The sequence below is a fragment of the Paraburkholderia dipogonis genome (assembly GCF_042680985.1).
GTDB classification, from domain to species: Bacteria; Pseudomonadota; Gammaproteobacteria; order Burkholderiales; family Burkholderiaceae; genus Paraburkholderia; species Paraburkholderia phytofirmans.
The window spans coordinates 1-19,004 of the sequence record NZ_JBHUFR010000045.1 but is presented as its reverse complement, the minus strand read 5'-3'; the positions used below and the strand labels follow the sequence as shown (position 1 = coordinate 19,004).

The 19,004-nt window shown below is 62.8% G+C and carries 17 protein-coding genes; 7 read left to right on the top strand and 10 right to left on the bottom strand.

The genetic code is table 11. The features are described from left to right. Window positions 1-105: 105 nt before the first annotated feature. Both ACFSNN_RS38750 and ACFSNN_RS38745 read left to right on the top strand, forming a co-directional pair. Window positions 106-885 carry a putative hydro-lyase gene (locus tag ACFSNN_RS38750; RefSeq protein WP_106311878.1) on the top strand — a complete coding sequence of 260 codons (780 nt, stop codon included), beginning with the start codon at window positions 106-108 and terminating at the stop codon, window positions 883-885. Window positions 886-949: 64 nt separating this feature from the next. Next, complete coding sequence (locus ACFSNN_RS38745; RefSeq protein WP_208949602.1) at window positions 950-2,251, top strand: MFS transporter; 1,302 nt, start codon at window positions 950-952, stop codon at window positions 2,249-2,251. Between the two features lie 21 nt (window positions 2,252-2,272). Here the strand turns inward: ACFSNN_RS38745 and yjfF are convergent, their stop codons facing one another. The 5 genes from yjfF to ACFSNN_RS38720 form a co-directional block, all read right to left on the bottom strand. Beyond that, window positions 2,273-3,370: a galactofuranose ABC transporter, permease protein YjfF gene (gene yjfF / locus ACFSNN_RS38740; RefSeq protein ID WP_012426688.1), complete on the bottom strand. Its 1,098-nt coding sequence runs from the start codon at window positions 3,368-3,370 to the stop codon at window positions 2,273-2,275. Further along, the gene (locus tag ACFSNN_RS38735) at window positions 3,367-4,398 is read right to left on the bottom strand and encodes an ABC transporter permease (RefSeq protein ID WP_134465324.1); all 1,032 of its coding nucleotides are present in this window, start codon (window positions 4,396-4,398) and stop codon (window positions 3,367-3,369) included. Before ACFSNN_RS38735 ends, yjfF begins: the two co-directional genes overlap by 4 nt. Continuing rightward, window positions 4,395-6,044 (bottom strand): sugar ABC transporter ATP-binding protein, encoded by a 1,650-nt coding sequence (locus ACFSNN_RS38730; RefSeq protein WP_134465325.1) that lies wholly within the window; start codon window positions 6,042-6,044, stop codon window positions 4,395-4,397. The genes ACFSNN_RS38735 and ACFSNN_RS38730 overlap by 4 nt, the downstream gene beginning before the upstream one ends. 246 nt (window positions 6,045-6,290) lie before the next feature. Continuing rightward, window positions 6,291-7,277: an ABC transporter substrate-binding protein gene (locus ACFSNN_RS38725; RefSeq protein ID WP_134465326.1), complete on the bottom strand. Its 987-nt coding sequence runs from the start codon at window positions 7,275-7,277 to the stop codon at window positions 6,291-6,293. A gap of 302 nt (window positions 7,278-7,579) precedes the next feature. After that, window positions 7,580-8,191, bottom strand: a complete 612-nt coding sequence (locus ACFSNN_RS38720) for an alpha-ketoglutarate-dependent dioxygenase AlkB family protein (protein WP_377688701.1) — start codon at window positions 8,189-8,191, stop codon at window positions 7,580-7,582. A gap of 154 nt (window positions 8,192-8,345) precedes the next feature. Here ACFSNN_RS38720 and ACFSNN_RS38715 point away from each other — a divergent pair, with 154 nt between their 5' ends. Beyond that, a complete protein-coding gene (locus ACFSNN_RS38715; protein WP_134465327.1) occupies window positions 8,346-8,930 on the top strand; it encodes a malonic semialdehyde reductase in 585 nt (194 codons plus the stop codon). A gap of 31 nt (window positions 8,931-8,961) precedes the next feature. On the opposite strand, the gene ACFSNN_RS38710 is transcribed toward ACFSNN_RS38715, so the two are convergent. Further along, the gene (locus tag ACFSNN_RS38710; protein ID WP_134465328.1) at window positions 8,962-9,291 is read right to left on the bottom strand and encodes a hypothetical protein; all 330 of its coding nucleotides are present in this window, start codon (window positions 9,289-9,291) and stop codon (window positions 8,962-8,964) included. Between the two features lie 390 nt (window positions 9,292-9,681). On the opposite strand from ACFSNN_RS38710, the gene ACFSNN_RS38705 reads away from it, so the two are divergent. Continuing rightward, complete coding sequence (locus tag ACFSNN_RS38705) at window positions 9,682-10,845, top strand: metallophosphoesterase (RefSeq protein ID WP_134465329.1); 1,164 nt, start codon at window positions 9,682-9,684, stop codon at window positions 10,843-10,845. A gap of 34 nt (window positions 10,846-10,879) precedes the next feature. Here ACFSNN_RS38705 and ACFSNN_RS38700 read toward each other — a convergent pair whose 3' ends face one another. Continuing rightward, complete coding sequence (locus tag ACFSNN_RS38700) at window positions 10,880-11,404, bottom strand: hypothetical protein (protein WP_134465330.1); 525 nt, start codon at window positions 11,402-11,404, stop codon at window positions 10,880-10,882. A 671-nt stretch (window positions 11,405-12,075) separates the two neighbouring features. Between ACFSNN_RS38700 and ACFSNN_RS38695 the strand changes: the two genes are divergently transcribed. Both ACFSNN_RS38695 and ACFSNN_RS38690 read left to right on the top strand, forming a co-directional pair. Then, on the top strand, window positions 12,076-12,783 hold the full coding sequence (locus ACFSNN_RS38695; protein WP_134465331.1) for an MgtC/SapB family protein: 708 nt from the start codon (window positions 12,076-12,078) through the stop codon (window positions 12,781-12,783). A 161-nt stretch (window positions 12,784-12,944) separates the two neighbouring features. Beyond that, entirely contained in the window at window positions 12,945-13,199 is a 255-nt protein-coding gene (locus ACFSNN_RS38690) for a GlsB/YeaQ/YmgE family stress response membrane protein (RefSeq protein ID WP_007176844.1), read from the top strand. A gap of 73 nt (window positions 13,200-13,272) precedes the next feature. Here the strand turns inward: ACFSNN_RS38690 and ACFSNN_RS38685 are convergent, their stop codons facing one another. From ACFSNN_RS38685 to ACFSNN_RS38675, 3 genes are all read right to left on the bottom strand, one after another. Beyond that, window positions 13,273-14,787, bottom strand: coding sequence for an acetyl-CoA hydrolase/transferase family protein (locus ACFSNN_RS38685; protein WP_134465332.1), 1,515 nt, complete (start codon window positions 14,785-14,787; stop codon window positions 13,273-13,275). 190 nt (window positions 14,788-14,977) lie between these two features. After that, complete coding sequence (locus ACFSNN_RS38680; RefSeq protein ID WP_134465333.1) at window positions 14,978-15,193, bottom strand: hypothetical protein; 216 nt, start codon at window positions 15,191-15,193, stop codon at window positions 14,978-14,980. Between the two features lie 170 nt (window positions 15,194-15,363). Further along, window positions 15,364-17,532, bottom strand: a complete 2,169-nt coding sequence (locus ACFSNN_RS38675) for an FUSC family protein (protein WP_134465334.1) — start codon at window positions 17,530-17,532, stop codon at window positions 15,364-15,366. Window positions 17,533-17,734: 202 nt separating this feature from the next. Here ACFSNN_RS38675 and ACFSNN_RS38670 point away from each other — a divergent pair, with 202 nt between their 5' ends. Then, a complete protein-coding gene (locus ACFSNN_RS38670) occupies window positions 17,735-18,718 on the top strand; it encodes a LysR family transcriptional regulator (RefSeq protein ID WP_134465335.1) in 984 nt (327 codons plus the stop codon). Window positions 18,719-19,004 lie beyond the last annotated feature (286 nt).

Genomic DNA, 19,004 nt, shown 5'->3' with positions numbered 1-19,004 from the left:
CGAAACCCAATAAAAACTCGCTGGATGGATATTTTTGACGTTACTAATCTGGCTTGCATCGCTGAAGCGTTTCAGTCACGCGATCTACCTGGAGCCGAGCAGTCCATGTCCTACACGCCATCCGAGTTTCGTCAGCAGATACGCAGCCGGCGTCTGTCCGGTCCCACTGCGGGCTATTGCGGCGACTATGCGCAAGCCAATCTCGCCATCCTGCCCAAGCAGCACGCCGACGATTTCCTGCGCTTCTGCACGTTGAATCCGAAAGCATGTCCGCTGCTGGGCATCGGCGAACCGGGCGACTGGCGCGTGCCCGCGCTCGGCGCCGATCTCGACATCCGCAACGACGTGCCCGCGTTTTACGTGTACCGGCATGGCGAGCGCGCCGAGGAAGTGCGCAGTCTCGACGAATTGTGGCGCGACGACCTGGTGGTGTTCGCGATCGGCTGCTCGTTTTCTTTCGAAGAAATGTTGCGGCGTGAAGGCATCGCGCTGCGCCATATCGAACAGCAGGTCAACGTGCCGATGTATCGCACCCGCGAGCGCAACGTGGCGGCCGGCGTGTTCGGCGGCAATCGCGTCGTGTCGATGCGGCCGATGAAAGCCGCCGACGCCATCCGCGCGATCCAGATCACCAGCCGCTTTCCCGCCGTGCACGGCGCGCCGGTTCATATCGGCGATCCGTCGCTGATCGGCATTCGCGATCTGGCGCGTCCCGATTTCGGCGACGCCGTCGAAGTACGCAGTGACGAGCTGCCCGTGTTCTGGGCTTGCGGCGTGACACCGCAAGCCGCCATCGAAAGCGCGCGTCTGCCGTTCGCGATTGCGCACAAGCCGGGGCACATGCTCGTCACCGATATTCCCAACACCACGCTGGCGGTGCTGTAGCCGCCGCGTTTGTGCCCTCACCCGCCGTGCGACGAGACGCGGCCAACGACGACCGGAGTGCAGCATGGAAACCGAAGCGCAGTTGACCGCCGACGCCGAGCCTTATGGCGAGTCCGGCGCAGGACAAGGCCCGTTCGCGTGGTATCGGCAGATTTCCGCCGGCGAGAAACGCGCCTTCTGGAGTTGCAAGATCGGCTACGTACTCGACGCCATGGACACGCAGTTCCTGAGCTTCGTGATTCCGACGCTGATCGCGACGTGGGGCATCACGCGCGGCGACGCCGGGCTGATCGGCACCGTCACGCTGCTGAGTTCAGCGCTCGGTGGCTGGGCTGCCGGCGTGCTGTCGGATCGTATCGGCCGCGTGAAGACCTTGCAGATCACGATTCTCTGGTTCGCGGTCTTCACGCTGGCTTGCGCGCTGGCGCAGAATTTCTCGCAACTGCTGTGGGCGCGCGGGCTGATGGGTCTCGGCTTCGGCGGCGAGTGGACCGCGGGCGCGGTGCTGATCGGCGAAGTGATCCGCGCGCGCGATCGCGGCAAGGCGGTGGGGCTCGTGCAGGCGGGTTGGGCGATCGGCTGGGGCATCTCGACGCTGCTCTTCATGGCCGTGTTCTCGCTGGTCCCGGCCGATTACGCATGGCGCGTGCTGTTCGCGATCGGCATTGCGCCGGCGCCGTTCGTGATCTGGATCCGCCGCTTCGTCGACGAGCCCGAAGTGCATCGGCAGCAGAAAGCGGCGCAGGCCGCCACGCACACGCGCGCTTCGCTGCTCGATATCTTCCGCGGCGAGATCGTCTGGACGACGTTGCGCGCGTCCGTGCTGGCTACCGGCGTGCAAGGCGGCTACTACGCGGTGACCACCTGGCTGCCGACGTATCTGAAAACCGAGCGGCATCTGAGCGTGATCGGCACCGGCAGCTATCTTGGCGTGGTGATCGTCGGTTCGTATTGCGGCTATCTGACGGGCGCTTATGTCAGCGACCGAATCGGCCGCAAGCGCGCCTTCATCGCGTTCGCCCTGGCGTCGTGCGCGATTGCGCTGATCTACACGCAACTGCCGCTCGACAACCTCTCGATGCTCGTGCTCGGTTTCCCGCTCGGCTTCTGCGCGTCCGGTATTTTCTCCGGCATGGGCGCGTTCCTTACCGAGCTGTTTCCCACGCGGATTCGCGGCTCCGGCCAAGGCTTCTGCTACAACTTCGGGCGAGCGGTCGGCGCGACGTTTCCGTTCCTGATCGGCTACGTGTCGCAAACGATGACGCTCGGCCACGCGATCGGCGTGTTCGCCGCGGCGGCGTACGGCATCGTGATCCTCGCCGCGTTGACGCTGCCTGAAACCAGAGGGCGGCAGCTCAGCGCGTGAGCCGCCGCAACGCGCGCTTGTTCAAGCCTGTTCGGGCGCGCGTCCGATCACATGCGAATCCGAGGCGGCCGGTCCGTCCGCGTGGCCGCGTTCGCGTCCCGCGGTCACGACCGCGCCAGTGCCGCCAGGACGGCCCACCGATTTCGCGTGACGCTCGATCAGCCGTTGCAACAGACAGAACGCGCACAGCAAGGCGCCGATCACGATGCGGGTCCACCACGAACTGAGCGTACCGTCGAACGTGATCAGCGTCTGGATCGTGCCGAGAATGCCGACGCCGAACAGCGAGCCGATCACATAGCCAACGCCGCCCGTCAGCAGCGTGCCGCCGATCACGGTCGCGGCGATCGCATCGAGCTCCATGCCCTGCCCTTGCAAGCCGTATCCGGACAGCACATAGAACGTGAAGACCGCGCCGCCGAGCGCCGAACAGAAGCCGCTCAGCGCATACACGCCGATGCGGGTGTGCGCCACCGGCAGGCCCATCAGCAAAGCCGAGCGCGCGTTGCCGCCGATCGCATAGACGTTGCGGCCGAAGCGCGTGAAATGCGCCACGTAGATCGCCGCCAGCAGCGTGACGAACGCAATCAGCACATTCGCCGTCACCGAGCCGACGCCGATGTCCAGACGAAACGCCGAAATTTTCTGGAAGGTCGGATCGGTGATGGTGATCGACTGCGTCGTGATCAGAAAGCACAAGCCGCGCGCGAAGAACATGCCGGCCAGCGTGACGATAAAGGCCTGCAAGCGAAAGAAGTGGATCAACGCGCCCTGCACTGCGCCGAACACGGTGCCCATCAGCAGCACGGTCGGCAGGATCACCCAGACCGGCCAATGCAGATGTTCGGACAGCACCGCCTCGACGATGGTCGTCAGCGCGACGACCGACCCCACCGACAGGTCGATGCCGCCGGACACGATCACGAACGTCATGCCGATCGCCACGATCAGCAGGAACGCGTTGTCGACCAGCAGATCGAGCAGCACTTGCCACGAGAAGAAACCGGTGTACATCACCGAGCCGAATCCGAACAGCGCGCAGAACAGCAGGATCGTGACGGCAATCGGCAGCGTGCGCGGATCGACGATATGAGCCCAGGCTTCGAGGATGCGTCTCATCGCGCCACCCTCCGATGCGTGACAAGCGACATACCGAGCGCGCGCGCCGACGGCGACTGGATCACGCTCACCGCGAGCACGACGGCCGCCTTGACGACGAGCGTCGCTTCCGGCGGCACGCCGATCGAATACGTGGTGTACGTGAGCGTCTGGATGATGAGCGCGCCCAGCACCGTGCCCGCGAGGCTGAAGCGGCCGCCGAGCAGCGACGTGCCGCCGAGCGTGACCGCGAGGATCGCATCGAGTTCGAGCAGCAAGCCGGCATTGTTGCCGTCCGCGCTGCGTACGTTCGAGCTGATCAGAATGCCCGCCATCGCCGCGGTTAGTCCTGAGAAGCCATACACCGCGAAGACGAGCGCCTTGGAGCGCAAGCCGACCAGACGCGTGGCGACCGGGTTGACGCCGATCGCGCGAATGAACAGCCCGAGCGCGGTGCCTTCGACCAGCGCGGCAGTCGCCAGCACCGACACCGTGGCGATCCACACCGAACACGGCACGCCGAGCAGGTAGCCGCCGCCTACGAACAGATAGCCCGGCGCGCCGATCGGAATGATCTGCCCCGCCGTCAGCAATTGCGCGATGCCGCGTCCGGCGACCATCAGGATCAAGGTGGCGATGATCGGCTGCATGCCGACGAAGGACACCAGCAAGCCATTCCACATGCCGCTCAGCACGCCGACGATCAACGCCGCGATCAGCGCCTGCGCGATCAGTGCGCCTGATGGTTCCGGTTGAGTCGCCAGGATCGTCGCCGCCGCCGCGCCCGCGATTGCCACCACCGCGCCGACCGAAATGTCGATGCCGCGTGTCGCGATCACCAGCGTCATGCCGGTGGCGACGAGCACCAGCGGCGCGGCGCGATTCAGCACATCGATCGGCGCGCCGAACAGGTGGCCGTCGAGCATGCGCAGCGACAGGAAATGCGGATTGACCCACAGGTTCAGCCCGCACAACAGCACCAACGTGACGCACGGCCAGATCAACGGACGCTCGGCGCCGTCGCGCACGAACCAGTTCGATAGCTTCATTCGCCGCTCCCCGCGATGAGTCGATAGATATTGTCTTCGTTCGACGCCTTGCCGGCCACTTCGGCGATCTTGCGACGGTCGCGCAACACCGCCACCCGATGACTCACGCGCAGCACCTCGCTAATCTCCGACGAAATGAACAGGATGCTCAACCCGCTCGCGCATAACGCCAGCAGCCGATCCATGATGTCGAACTTGGCCGCGACGTCGATGCCGCGGGTCGGTTCGTCGAGGATCAGCAGTTTGGGATCGGTGGCAAGCCAGCGCGCCAGCAGCGCTTTCTGCTGATTGCCGCCGGACAGCAGGCCGATCGGCTGTTCCGCATCGGCGGCCTTGATGCCGAGCCGCTCGATCCATAGATCGGCCAGCTCGCGCGCGCGCTGCCGGCTGATCTTGCGCCACCATCCGCGGCGCGCCTGCAAAGCCAGCAGGATGTTGTCGCGGATCGACAGTTCGGCGACGATGCCCTCTTTCTTGCGGTCTTCCGCGCAATAGCCGATGCCGTGGCGCACCGCGTCGCGCGGCGAACGCAGCCGCACCGGGCGCCCTTCCACCAGAATCGTGCCGCTGTCGGCGCGGTCCGCGCCGAACAACAGCCGCGCGGTTTCCGTGCGGCCCGAACCGAGCAAACCGGCAAGACCGAGAATCTGGCCTGGCTGCACGTCGAGATCGATTGGCTGCATCGTGCCGCGCCGTCCGACGCCACGCAGCTCGACGAACGGCTGGACAGCCTGCGCCGCTTGCGGTCCTGCGTGGGCTTCGTGGGCTTCGTGCCCTTCATGCGCGGCTTCGCGCAAACGCGCGCTCATGCGCTCGTGGCCGACCATCTTCGACACCAGTTGATCGGCCGGGAGATCGCGCGCGAGATATTCGCCTTCGCGCTCGCCATTGCGCATTACCGTTATACGATCGGAGATGGCGTAAGTCTGCTCGATAAAGTGCGTGACGAAAAGAATTGCAATACCTGATTGCTTAAGATGCCGAAGTATTTTGAAAAGCTGGCTCACTTCGCCGTCGTCGAGACTCGAGGTCGGTTCGTCGAGGATCAGGACGCGTGCGTCCACCGAGAGCGCCCGCGCGATGGCCACCATCTGCTGCACGGCGATCGGATAGGCGTCGAGCGAACGGGTGACGTCGAGTGTCACGTCGAGGCGCGCCAGCGCAGCCTGGGCGCGCCGCTTGATGTCGGGCCAGTCGATCGCGCCGAAGCGCCTCGGCTGCCGGCCCGCGAAAATGTTCTCTGCCACCGAGAGGTTCGGGCACAGGTTCACTTCCTGGTACAAGGTGCGCACGCCGGCCGCTTCGGCTTCCTGCGGCGAGGCGAACGCCACCAGTTCGCCACCCAGGCGGATCGTGCCCTCGTCCGGTGCCAGCACGCCGGTAAGCACATTGATTAAAGTGGATTTGCCCGCGCCGTTCTGCCCCATCAGCGTGTGAATCTCGCCGGGAAACAGGCGGAAATCGACGCGCTGCAGCGCCTTCACGCCGGGGAATGTCTTGCTCACGCCGGCGGTGGCGAGAATGGGCTCGAGTGCGTTCGTGGTGCCGCCGGCTTGGGTTGCGGCGGCGCCGGTAATGCCGGCGGTGGTTTGGACGTTGCCGGCGCCGCCAACTGGCGGATTCGGTTCGGAAGCGGGATGCGTCATAGGCCTCGCTCGATCGGCGTTGCGTGGTTCGGCGGCCTCCAGCGGCCTCAAGAGGTCTCAAGCGGTCTCAAGCCGGCAGCGCGGAAAAGAGGCCGCCCGCTGCCCAAGCAGTCGGACGGCCAGGCACCACTGGAGAAACCTTTGCGATCTGTCGGTACTGCGCTTCCCGGTTGCGCTTTCGTGCGCGCGTTTATATTCGCGTGTTCATTTCAGCGCACGAAAGTCAGGAAGCCTCATCAATTGGCGTCAGTACTTGCGCGTCGGCAGTGTCTGCGTGGCGACGCTCATCGGGAAGACCGTCTCTTCCGTCAGGATGCGCTTGGGCAGCGACTTGCCGGCCACCACATCTTTCACCGCCGACATCAATTGCGGCCCCAGCAGCGGACTGCACTCCACATCGACGTTCATCTTGCCCGCAGCCATGGCCTGGAAGCCGCCCTTGGTCGCATCGAACGAAACGACGGTGATGTCCTTGCCCGGATGCATGCCGGCCTCTTCCATCGCCTGGATGGCGCCAAGCGCCATATCGTCGTTATGCGCATAAACTACATTTATTTTATTTCCATATGTCTTTATAAACGCTTCCATGACCTGCTTGCCGCCGGCGAGCGTGAAGTCGCCGCTTTGCGAAGCAATGATCTTGAACTTGGGATCGCTCTTGATCACTTCGATGAGACCCGAGTGCCGGTCGTTGGCAGGCGCCGATCCGACCGTTCCCTGAAGTTCAGCGATGTTGATCGGGCCTTGATCGTTTTTGAAGTGATCCTCGAGCCAATGACCACCGCGCCGGCCTTCTTCCAGGAAGTCCGAGCCGATCATCGTCACGTAGAGCGAGGTGTCTTTCGTATCGATGTTGCGGTCGGTGAGAATCACCGGAATCTTCGCGGCTTTAGCCTCGCGCAGTACAGGTTCCCAGCCCGACTCGACGACCGGTGAAAACGCGATCACGTCGACTTTCTGCGCGATATATGAGCGGATCGCCTTGATCTGGTTTTCCTGCTTCTGCTGAGCGTCGGAGAATTTGAGCTTGATCTTCGCGTCGGCCGCCGCGGACTTGATCGACTCCGTGTTGGCGGTTCGCCATGCGCTTTCCGCGCCGACTTGCGCAAAACCCAGCGTAATCTGTTTGTCCTGCGCGTAAGCGCCCGGCGTGGCCAGCGTCAGCGCACCGAAACCCGCGCAGAGTGCGAGCGCGCCCAACGCACGACATGCGGCGCGTCGTGTATTCGCCATGACTGTCTCCTGATCGTTGTTGTGTAGGCGACCCATCGAGTCCGCCCAGCCGTTACGGCCCTCACGGTGCGTGGATCGTGATGTAGCGTAGTGTGTAGGGCGTTAACCGTCCAATCATATGATTCGCGTCGGCGATATCAATTTTGGTATAGCGGGCGGTGGCGGTTGTTGGCTGGAACGCGGGATGAGGTTTTGGTGTGGCTGGGGCGCGTTGCCTGGCGCGATGAGGTGGTTGGCGCTTTTTTATGCGCTTACGTGTTCTGTGGCTTGGTTGGCGCTGCGGCCGACCGACGCACGTCGCATCAGCCAACGCGCGCGCGGGGGGTCACCCATCGAAACGTCAGATTGATGCGCTCGCCCGCCACGCGCGGCTCCTTTGGCACCCGATGCCGCCAATCCGCCTGCGTGTTGCCCTTCATCACCAGCAAGCTGCCGCCCTTCAGCGAAAAAGACTGCACGACGCCGGTCTTGTTGTGCCGCAGATCGAACGTGCGTGCGACGCCCAGGCTCACCGAGGCGATCACCGGTTGCGTGCCGAGTTCGGGCTCGCGGTCTGCATGCCAGCCCATGCTGTCCGTGCCGCTGCGGTAGCGGTTGATCAGCACGCTATTGAAGCGCGCGTCGCAAGTCGACTCCGCGGCGGACTTCAGTTCGGCGACGCTCGGCGTCCACGCTTGTGGAACGTTGCGAATACCCGAGTAGACATAAACGGCGTCAGGCTCGCCTTGCCAGGCGGTCAGGCGCGGCAGCGGCACACGCCCGGCAGGCGTGCCCATCATGTCCTGACGCCATTCGACTTCGTCGATGAGTTGCGTCAACGCTCGTGCCGCCCTTTCAGGCGACAGCCAATCGGGATACCAGTCGACATCGGGCACCGGCAGAGCATCGGTAAATTCCGCAAAAAGATCCGTCATGAGAATGCCTGAGTACAATCGCGCGCACGACGCGCGACCGGATTAGAACCTTGGCTATTATGGCGGCAACGACGACGACGCTCCCGCGCGTGGCTTGCGGTTTGATCCGGCCGTCCTTTTCATTTCACACACGTCACCTTCAAGGAACAATCAAATGATTCTTTCGGACCAGGCGCTTGATCAGCTTTTTCGCGAAGCGCGCACGCATAACGGCTGGCAGCAAAAACCGGTCGACGACGCCGTGCTCAAGCAACTCATCGAGCTCGTACTGCTCGGCCCGACCTCGGCCAATTCGAGTCCGGGCCGCTTCGTCTTCGTCAGGACGCCGGAGGGCAAGGAGAAGCTGCGCCCGGCTTTGTCGCCAGGCAATCTCGAGAAGACGATGGCAGCGCCGGTCACGGCGATCGTCGGCATGGACATGGCGTTTTACGAGCACTTGCCGAAGCTGTTTCCGCATGCCGATGCGCGCAGCTGGTTTGCCGGCAACGACAAGGCGATCGCCGACACGGCATTTCGCAATTCGACGCTGCAAGGCGGCTATCTGATTCTTGCCGCGCGCGCGCTCGGCCTGGACACGGGCGCTATGTCGGGTTTCGATGCCGCCAAGGTCGACGAAGCGTTCTTTGCCGGCACGACCGTGAAGTCAAACTTCCTGATCAACCTGGGCTACGGCGACCCGTCGAAACTGTTTCCGCGCAGCCCGCGCTTCGCTTTCGACGAGGCCGCGCGGCTTGTCTGACGCACGGCGCCTGACATGGCGTTGCGTGCGGTCAACTCAGGATTGCCACGTAGAAGACCACGGCGCCGATCAACGCGCCGATGAAGCAGAAGCCCTCTTCGGCGTCGTCGCCGTTGGACCGCACCCACGCCCCGACGACGCCGAACAATCCCGCGATACCGAGAGCGACGCTAAGCATCACGACATAGAACAGCGCGCTTTTGCCCAACTCAGAAAAATCGATATTGCGCACGCCGAAGTACAAGCCGATCGCCATCAAGGAAATGACCACGAGCGGCAGCATGACATGGCTACCCTCGTACCCGACGTGATGCGCATGGTGCGTGTGGCGGAGCGGGTTACCTGATCTGAGCAGCTTCATATGCGCCTCCTGCATCGCCTTCTGCCGGCGACAGAATGAACCGCTAGTGGACTACGGGACCGTTGCTGCGGCCCTTGCCCTGACTGTGATACAAGCCGGTTCTATTTGAGAATAGTCCACGCTCGAACACAATTCAAAGCCCATTTAATTCAACCATATCGGCAGCCTGGACGGCTCACCTGCAGCCACCTGGGATGCTGCAATGCAGTACCGCACGAGTGCCGTTTTTAGCCTTGGACGGTTCGCTGTAGCGACGTCAATTTGGCGCGGTCGGCAGGCGGGTGCACATCTCGGTAGAATGGATCGGCTCGTTCGCCGCGGCAATCCGCGGCCGGCGAGCCGCCGCCGCTCCCCCGTCTGTGCCGGCCACTTCCCGCCCTGATCCTCTCTATGCGCCGCTCATCGTTTCTTGTTCGCTTCATCCTGATTGGCATTCTCCTGCATATCTACGTGGGCTTGCGTCTGATTCCAGACATGCCGATCGATATGACCGGCCGCTGGCTGTGTGCATTGTGGCTCGTGCTGTCGATCTTTCTGATTCCGCTCGGCATGCTGGCGCGCACGATCAAACAGCAACCGCTCGGCGACCGGCTCGCATGGGTCGGCCTGCTGGCGATGGGCTTCTTCTCGTCGCTGCTGGTCCTGACTTTCGCGCGCGACCTCATGCTCGCTTCGCTTCTCACCGTCGATGCAATCTGGCCGAACACCATTGCCATCCCGCACTGGCGAATCGGCTCCGCTGCGGCTGTGCCGCTGCTCGCGCTGCTCTCTACGCTCGTTGGCCTGTTCAACGCTCGCCGCCGCGCGAAGGTGGTGACGATCGAAGTGCCGATCGACGATTTGCCCGCCGCGCTCGACGGCTTCACGATCGTGCAGATCAGCGATATTCACGTCGGCCCGACCATCAAACGACGCTATGTCGATGCAATCGTCGACGCGGTGAATCGCCTCAAGCCGGATCTGATCGCTGTCACCGGCGATGTCGTGGACGGCAGCGTGCCGCAGCTGACCAACCATACGCAGCCGCTGTCACGGTTGAGCGCGCGCCATGGCGCTTTTCTCGTTACCGGCAATCACGAGTACTACGCCGGCGCCAACGCCTGGATCGACGAATTCCGGCGCCTGGGCTTGAACGTCCTGCTGAACGAGCACGTGATCGTGGATCACGACGGCGCGCGCGCCGTGATCGCCGGCGTGACCGATTATTCAGCGGGTCATCACGACCCGGCGCACCGCAGCGATCCAGTCGCGGCGCTGGCTGGCGCACCCGGCGACGTACTGATCAAGGTGCTGCTCGCCCACCAGCCACGCTCAGCCGAAGCCGCAGCGGCAGCCGGCTTCACGCTGCAGTTGTCCGGTCACACGCATGGCGGCCAGTTCTTCCCGTGGAATTTCTTCGTGCGCCTTCAGCAACCGTTCACCGCCGGCCTCGCCCGGCTGAACGGACTCTGGGTGTACACGAGCCGCGGCACAGGCTACTGGGGGCCGCCGAAGCGCCTGGGTGCACCTTCCGAAATCACGCGCTTGCGCCTCGTACCCGGCGAGCCAGATTAGATTAAGGCCCATTAAGACCCGATGAAGCCGCCCGTTACTGCATGGGCGCCACGGCGACGCTGACTTGCGGCGCGAACGCCACCACCACATGCATGCCCGGCGTCAGCCCAGTGATCTTGGCGGGATCGCGGCTCTGGATATGAAAGACGGAACCATTCGGGCCTTTGAGCGCCATGATGCCGGACGCATGGTCGACGGACTCGACCAGGGCGGTTACGCTCTGCACCGTGTTCGACTGGGCAATCTGAGCCGCTGCCGGTTGACCGTTCGCCCCCTGCGTGACACTGATCACCGCATTGCGCATCATGCGGATGTGAACCTTGCCGCCTTGCTTGATCTGCGCGAGATTGTGCGTGTCGGTCATGGTGAACGACGCCTCACCGCCTTGTGCGTCGAGCACAGTCACCGAATGGTTGGCCTGATCGACCGACTTGACGACACCGTCTGCCTGCAACGTGCTGCTGCCTTCAAACGGCGCCGGCAAATTTGCGGCTGACGACACGAACGGAGCGGCAGCGATCAATGCGCCAGCGACGATGCCAAGAGCTTTAACTTTCATACATTCCTTAATTCGGATTAACGGCGGAAACGACGACGTCGTGCGAATCGCGGCGCAATACCGCTGAACGCTGCATGAGCGCAACCGCAAGAAGTAAAACTCGCATTTGAGCGACAAGGCCACACGACGCGTTTCGGATGATGCAGACAGTGTGTTTTCCGCGATGAACGCCGTCAATATTCGGAGTCCGTATTTATGTGGGAATAGCGCCGCCATGCGCGCGGAAACTTCCTCAAAGTTGGTGCGCAATTCATTCGTCGCCTTGCCAGATCGCGACTTGACTTAACTTTGCAGAGGCGCCTAAAATCCGCCCAGTTCATTTACCCGGAATCACGATCTTGGACAGTAGCAGTAGTACCCGTCGAGCTTCGATTCGCCCGATCGCCTGATCGGCAAGATTTCCGCGCCAGTCCTGGTCTGTCGCCGTCTTGCCTTCGGGCGGGCGGTGCACGTCGTTGATACCCACTTTTTACCAGCGAAATCAGCAGTGAAGCTGCAGTGAAGCGCCGCACGGCTCCATGCCGTGCCGGCCCTGCTCGCCTGTCGGCCTCGTGAGCCTTTCGTTCGCGCTGCGCCACGCCTGAACGCGCCCGCGCTCCGTCGCGACAGACCTGCCTCTGTCACGCGTACGGTTCACACTGTGCGATTTCGCGTCTCAACCTTGCTTACCGATGACCATTGAATTCGTCTGGCGGCTGCTCGCCGCCTTCGCTTGCGGCGTCGCGATCGGCCTCGAACGGCAGATACGTCAGCGCAATGCAGGTCTGCGCACCATCACGCTGGTCGCGAGCGGTGCGTGCCTGTTCGTCACGCTCGGCGTACTGACCGGCAACGGCACGGCAGGCATCACCCAGATCGCCGCGTACGTAGTCTCCGGCGTCGGCTTTCTCGGCGGCGGCGTGATCATGCGCGACAAGGGTGCCATTCAGGGGATCAACACCGCGGCGACCTTGTGGTGCTCGGCCGCCGTGGGCGTGTTGTGCGGCGCGGGCCATTACGGGCCGGCGCTCGCCGGCACCCTGGTCGTGCTATTGACCAACACCGTGCTGCGCGAAGTCAGCCGTACGATCAACGCGACGCCGGTATCGAACGCCGACCTGGTCCGCGAATACGTATTGACAATCGTCTGCCGGGAAGCCGACGAGATTCACATTCGTACCGCCGTCTCCAACTCCATGTATTCGACGCCGCTGTCGTTTCAAAGCCTGACTAGCGAGGACGTCGAAAACGACCCAGGACGCATTCGTGTTACGGCAACCTTGAAGATGCACCCCAAGGATCAGTCGAAGCTCGAACAGATGGCAAGCCGCATCAGCATGGAAAAGAGCGTCTCCAGCGTCAGTTGGACGGCCAGAGAAGCGGAGCCTACGCCGGAGTAAGCGTGACGTGTAGGTTCCCTATCTGCGCGCGCATCGTCTACACTTGATCTGCAATAGATTTAGACAACGTTAATTCCGCGTCCTGAATATGGACTGTCCCATAACCATCGACTAAGCTCTGTCACCGTGAATTTTTCACACTCAACTAGGGAGTCTCGATTATGGAACACGGCATCATTGCATGGCTCATCATCGGCGCGATCGCTGGCTGGCTGGCAGGCGTGCTCGTCAAGGGCGGCGGCTTCGGCCTGATCGTCGACATCATCGTCGGGATTGTCGGCGCGTTCATCGGCGGTTGGCTCGCCGGCGTGCTGCACATTTCGCTGGGCGGCGGCTGGATCGGCTCGATCATCACGGCGGTGATCGGCGCGGTCATTCTATTGTTTCTTATCCGCCTCATTCGACGAGGCACCTGAGCGTAGCACCTGATGTCTTACGGCGTCAGGGGCAAACGCCACCTGACGCCGGCTTGAACTGACCGCCCCGCGTTTAAAGACCTGTCTCCACCGCCGGCAACATCGAGCCGGTGTCGCGCAGCCGTGTATGCCAGGCGAAAGCCTGATCCAACTGATGCGGCGTTTGCCCGCCGCCCTTCAATGCTTGCCCGTAGTAGTCGCGCAACAGATCGCGATACAGCGGATGCACGCAATTGTCGATGATCAACTTTGCGCGTTCACGCGGCGCAAGACCGCGCAAGTCGGCGAGTCCCTGCTCCGTCACGACCACGTCCACGTCGTGTTCGTTGTGATCGCAATGCGGCACCATCGGTACGATGCTGGAAATGCGATCGCCCTTCGCGATCGACTTGGTCGCGAAGATCGCGCACGAGGCGTTGCGCGCGAAATCGCCCGAACCGCCGATGCCGTTCATCATGTGCGTGCCGCCCACGTGCGTCGAATTCACGTTACCGTAGATGTCGAATTCGAGCGCCGTATTTAACGCGATCAGACCGAGCCGGCGAATCACTTCAGGATGATTGCTGACTTCTTGCGGACGCAGCACGAGTCGATCGCGATAGCGTTCGAGTTCGCCGAACACCTGCGCCTGGCGCGCTGCCGACAACGTGATCGACGCGCCGGAAGCGAACGTTACCTTGCCGGCATCCATCAGGTCGAAGGTCGAATCCTGCAGCACTTCTGAATAAATTTCAAAAGCATCGAACGGCGAATCGACGAAACCGGCCAGCACGGCATTCGCAATCGTGCCGATACCGGCCTGCAACGGCGGCAAGCGCTTGGGCATGCGCCCGCGTGATACCTCGTGCCCGAAAAACTCGATCAGATGACCCGCGATCGATTCGGTCTCGGCATCCGCGGGCAGCACCGTGGACGAACTGTCCGCCATATCGGTGATGACGATCGCCGCGATTTTCTCGCGCGGAATTTCGATAGCCTGCGTGCCGACCCGGTCTTGCGGACGGACGATCGGCAGCGGTTCGCGATTCGGCCTGCGGCCCGGAATCCAGATGTCGTGCAGACCCTCGAGCGCGAGCGGCTGCGCAAGATTGATTTCGACGATGACCTTCTCGGCGAGAATCGCAAAGCTTGCCGAGTTGCCCACCGACGTGGTCGGCACGATGCCGCCGCTCTCGGTGATCGCGGTGGCTTCGATAATGGCGGCGTCGAGCTTGCCGAGCTGGTTCGCGCGCAGCATCTCGACCGTTTCGGACAGGTGCTGATCGACGAACATGACTTCGCCGCGATTGATCGCGTCGCGCAGCGTCTTGTCCACCTGAAACGGCAAGCGGCGAGCCAGCACATGCGCCTCGGTGAGCGCGCGGTCCACGTCGTGACCGAGCGACGCACCGGTCATCAACGTGATGCGCAGCGGCTTGCCTTCCTGACGGGCGCGCTCGGCAAGCGCAACGGGGACTGCTTTGGCGTCGCCCGCGCGCGTGAAGCCGCTGGCGCCGACACACATGCCGTCCTGAATCAGAAGCGCCGCCTCGGCGGCTGATGTGATTTTTGCGCGCAGCTCGGCGCAGCGAATCCGGTCTTGGTACATGAAACTGAGTCTCTCCATAGTCACCAGTCCAGGCTACCGGTGCGCACGTCTGCGATGCTTCGCTCAGTAGCCGGATTGTCGCGCCCGCCGCCGCGTCACGATGGGACGACGTCGCGGCCGGGCGATTCGTCGCGTGTCGAACGTTCGCGACGGGTCTTGCACGTACTTCAGATATGACGCGTGGTGCTGCTTAGCTGCCGAAGTAGATGTTGCAGAAACTCACAGGTCCGACGCACTCTTCAGCTTTGATTGCCGGTGTGACGGCGCGGCTTTGCGGTTCCGCACTCTTTGCGCGCGACGTATTCGCCTGGGCGACCTGTTGATCCGGGGCGGCCGGCTCAGTTTGTGCGTGAGCGACGACGGCGGACAAAGAGCAGGCAATCAGGGCAATCTTCAACACATTCATTTTCTTCTCCAGGACTTGCGGTGCTACCCCGCAGGAAACCCTTTTGGGGACCGCGTGGCAGTGATAAAACTATATGGCTGCCTGCTCCGTGGATAAATGGGGCGGTCCGGAAGTGATCCTTCCATTTCGCAGAAGGATCGATGCACAGAGTCCATCGTCGCGTGCATGGGTCAATGCGGATTGAACGGCGCGTCCTTGTCGAGCAACGCCGTGCGGATAAAGTGCAGGCAACTCAGGATGCGCTGCAGATCGTGACGCTTGTCGCGATCGGCGTGAACCATTTGCAGCACGTCCTGCGCAAGCCACGTGGCCGCGCGCACGGAAACCAGCGCTTGATCGAGACCGCGCGCGTCGGGCCGCTCGAAGAGCCGGGCCAGGTCTTCGAGCGCATGCTCGACGGCGCCGGTCCAGCGCGGATCGAGCGCGTGCGCGTAGCCGGCGCGCGCCGTTTCGTTGCGCAGATCAATCACGGCATGGCCCACTTCGAGGGTCGCGAGTGTCCAGCGCAGCGCATCGCGACGGCGTCGGGAACGTCGCGTCAACAGCATGCGCAACTGTGAAGTCAGGTCGTGCGTGCTCGACTGAAAGCGCTGATTGAGACCCGGCAGTTCGTCCTTGCATGCGAACACGACTTGCGCGCGCAAATCGCCCATGATTTTCCCGATGAGCCAAGGCATGTCGGCCGGGAAAACCACCACAAAAACGAGCGCCGCCAACAGCATCGACGCGGTCAGCGCCATGCCGTTGTTGATCAGCAGATCCGGCGCGTAAGCAACGACGTTATCGGGTCCGGCGAGCAGGCAGAAGAACACAGAGAAACCGATCCCATATCCCGCCGCGAGCTTGCGCGTTGCGATGAATGCGCCGAGCGCGAGTACCGGCGCCAGCGTCGTGCACAGCAGCGGAAAGCCGTCGATGTTCGGATACACGTAGCACGTGAACAGGTAGCCGGTCATGGTCGCCAGCACGGCGCCGACGGCCATCTGCACAGCCATCTTCGACGGGTTCGGCGCGGTCGACGTCAGCGCGCACGCCAGCGCCACGCCGATGACCGCGAGGCCGCCGCTCGGCCAGTCGGTCATGATCCAGAACCAGCCCGCGATCCCCATGACCACAGCCGAGCGGATAAACGTCAGCGCAACGACAAAGGTGTTGGTTTTACTGACGTAGCGGCTTTTCGTCCGCGGCTGGCTGTCGTCACGCTTGCGCTGCGTCAAGGATGCGTAGGTCAGCGAGTAGCGGATCCATTCGTCGACGAACCGGTACAGCAGTTCCGCCGCCGTGTCGAAGTCAGCCAGCGATTCGGCGGGCGCGGCTTCCAGCGGCCGTCGCGTTTCACGCACACGCCGTGGCAAGCTCGCCTGGAAATGTTGCAAGCGGGCGGCCGTGCGCGATGCGTCCACCGGGACCTCGAACTGCAACGCCATGAGCGCGGCCAGCTCGTCGAAATACGGTTTGATTGCCGCGACGGTCGGCGCCGAGCCGGTCACGCGCAGTCGCTTGAGCAGTTGATGCAGCGCATGCAGACGCGCACAGGCATCCATGAACTCGCCGTTTAGACGACCGAGATGCTGATTGCGTGAACGCATGGCCGGGTCTTCGAAGGCGGCGAAAGTGCGCGTCGCCTCGAAACCGACGATCTCGTCGACAAGATCCGCGAAGCGCCGCTCAAACTGGCCCCGCTTGATGCCGCGAGTCAACACATCGGCAGCAAACGCAGTAAAATTTCCGTACCGAATCTGTAGCGCGCGCCGCAGTGCGAGGCTGGACCGCTGCGGCACGATCAGCGCGCTCACCGCGCTCGAAGATACGATGCCGACCGCCACTTCCGCCGCGCGCGTGAGCGCCGCGAGAAACAGGTCGTGAGGCGCCGTCACATTCGGGATGCCGATCAGCGCAGCGGTATAACCCGCGAGCACAAAGCCGTACCATCTGAAATGCCGATACCGGACCGCTGCCGCAATGCAGGCGCTCACCCAGCCGATCATGCCGAGCATGTACAACTCGGGCTGCTGGACGAACAGCGCGCCGAGCACCAGCGCGGCCACCGTGCCCACCGCGGTCCCGAGAATCCGATAGAAACTTTTCGCCAGCACCATGCCGCTGAACGGCTGCATCAGTACGAAGACCGTGGTCATCGCAATGCGCGGCTGCGGCAGATCCAGCAGCATCGCGATGCCCAGCGCCAGCAAGCCCGCCGTGACGGTTTTCAGCAGATGCAGCCAGATCAGGCCCTCGCTGGCCGTCCAATCCCGGACGGCCGGGCTCAGCGTTCGCAAGACGACGTCCCACCGTCGGCGGGAATCTGCCGTCGGTTCGATCGCATGTTCGCGTTTCATCTGAAAGCTGGGCGCCCCGGTTGGTCCCTTGAGGAAGCACCGGCGGAGAACACTGCTGACACCGGCACGCAAGCCGCCGATTGTAGGAGCATGCCATGCGCGCATTAAGAGCACGGCTGCGCAACCTCCCTTCCAGAACGAACAACAATGCGCACCCGGGACAGGCGGACAATACGGCTTCAGCCGTGAAATAGAAGGATCGATGGATACGTTACAAAATATGCGAGTGTTCGTGCGCGTGGTCGAAGCCGGTAGTTTTACCGCCGCCGCGCAGTCGCTCAACTCAACGACCGGCGCGATGTCCCGCGCGGTCTCGGAACTCGAAGCTCATTTGCGGACGCGGTTGCTCAACCGTTCGACGCGACGGCTTGCGCTTACCACTGCGGGCGAGCGTTATCTGAAACGTTGTCAGCAGATACTGGCAGATGTCGACACGGCGGAAGAAGAAGCCAGTTGTGCGCACGAACGCCCGAGCGGCGCGTTGCGGATGCACAGCTTTGCCAGTATCGGCCAGCACTACGTTTTGCCGGCCATTTCGCGCTATCGCGCGCTGTATCCGGAGGTAACGGTCGAGCTGACATTGTCGCAGCGCATGCCGGATCTCTTCGAAGGTAGCGCGGATGTCGCGGTGATCGGCGCTTCCACCTTGCCTGATTCGGAGCTCGTGTCGCTTCCACTGGGGACGACTTTTAGCATTGTGTGCGCATCGCCGGCGTATGTGCGCGCACACGGCGCGCCGCAGCAGCCGGCCGATCTGGCGCACCATGAATGTCTGATCCTGCACACGCCGGCGTTTCCGCCGCACGACTGGGTGCTCGACGGGCCGAATGGCAGCGAAATGATGGAGGTGAATGGGCCGGTGCACGTGAACATCGCCGAATCGCTGATTGTCGCGATTCGCGAAGGAATGGGCATTGGCATGCTGCCGCTGTACGCGGCCATTTCCGGATTGCGTGACGGCACGCTGGTGCGCGTGTTGCCGGAATATACCGCGCAGAAGATGAATGTTTACGCGCTGTATCCGTCGCGTAAGTTCATCGATGCGAAGACGCGGACTTGGGTCGAGTTCCTGCGCACGCATCTGCCGAAAGTCATTGCACGCGATGAGGCGTTGCTTGCGGAAGTCAGCGAAGCGCAGACTGGCGACAGCGACGTGCCGGTGGGCGCGAGCGGTAGTGGGGTGTAGCGGTGCGGTGAGTTGCGGGTGGAGTTGTTGGGTGCCGCCGGCTGCGCTTGGGTGTGGCTGCGGCTGTTGTGTTGTGCCGGTGTCCGCACAATACAAATGTGCCGTCTGACGGAGTGTCGTGCAGCGATTGCTGCGTGCGGATAGCAAACCGGAGTTTTTCCGCGAGTTAATTTAACGCGCGGGATTGTTGCGTGTATGTTCCGGCGGCGTAAACGCAGAAACCCCACCTTTTTTGGGGTGGGGTTTCTGATGCTGCAGGGGAGCCTGACGATTACCTACTTTCACA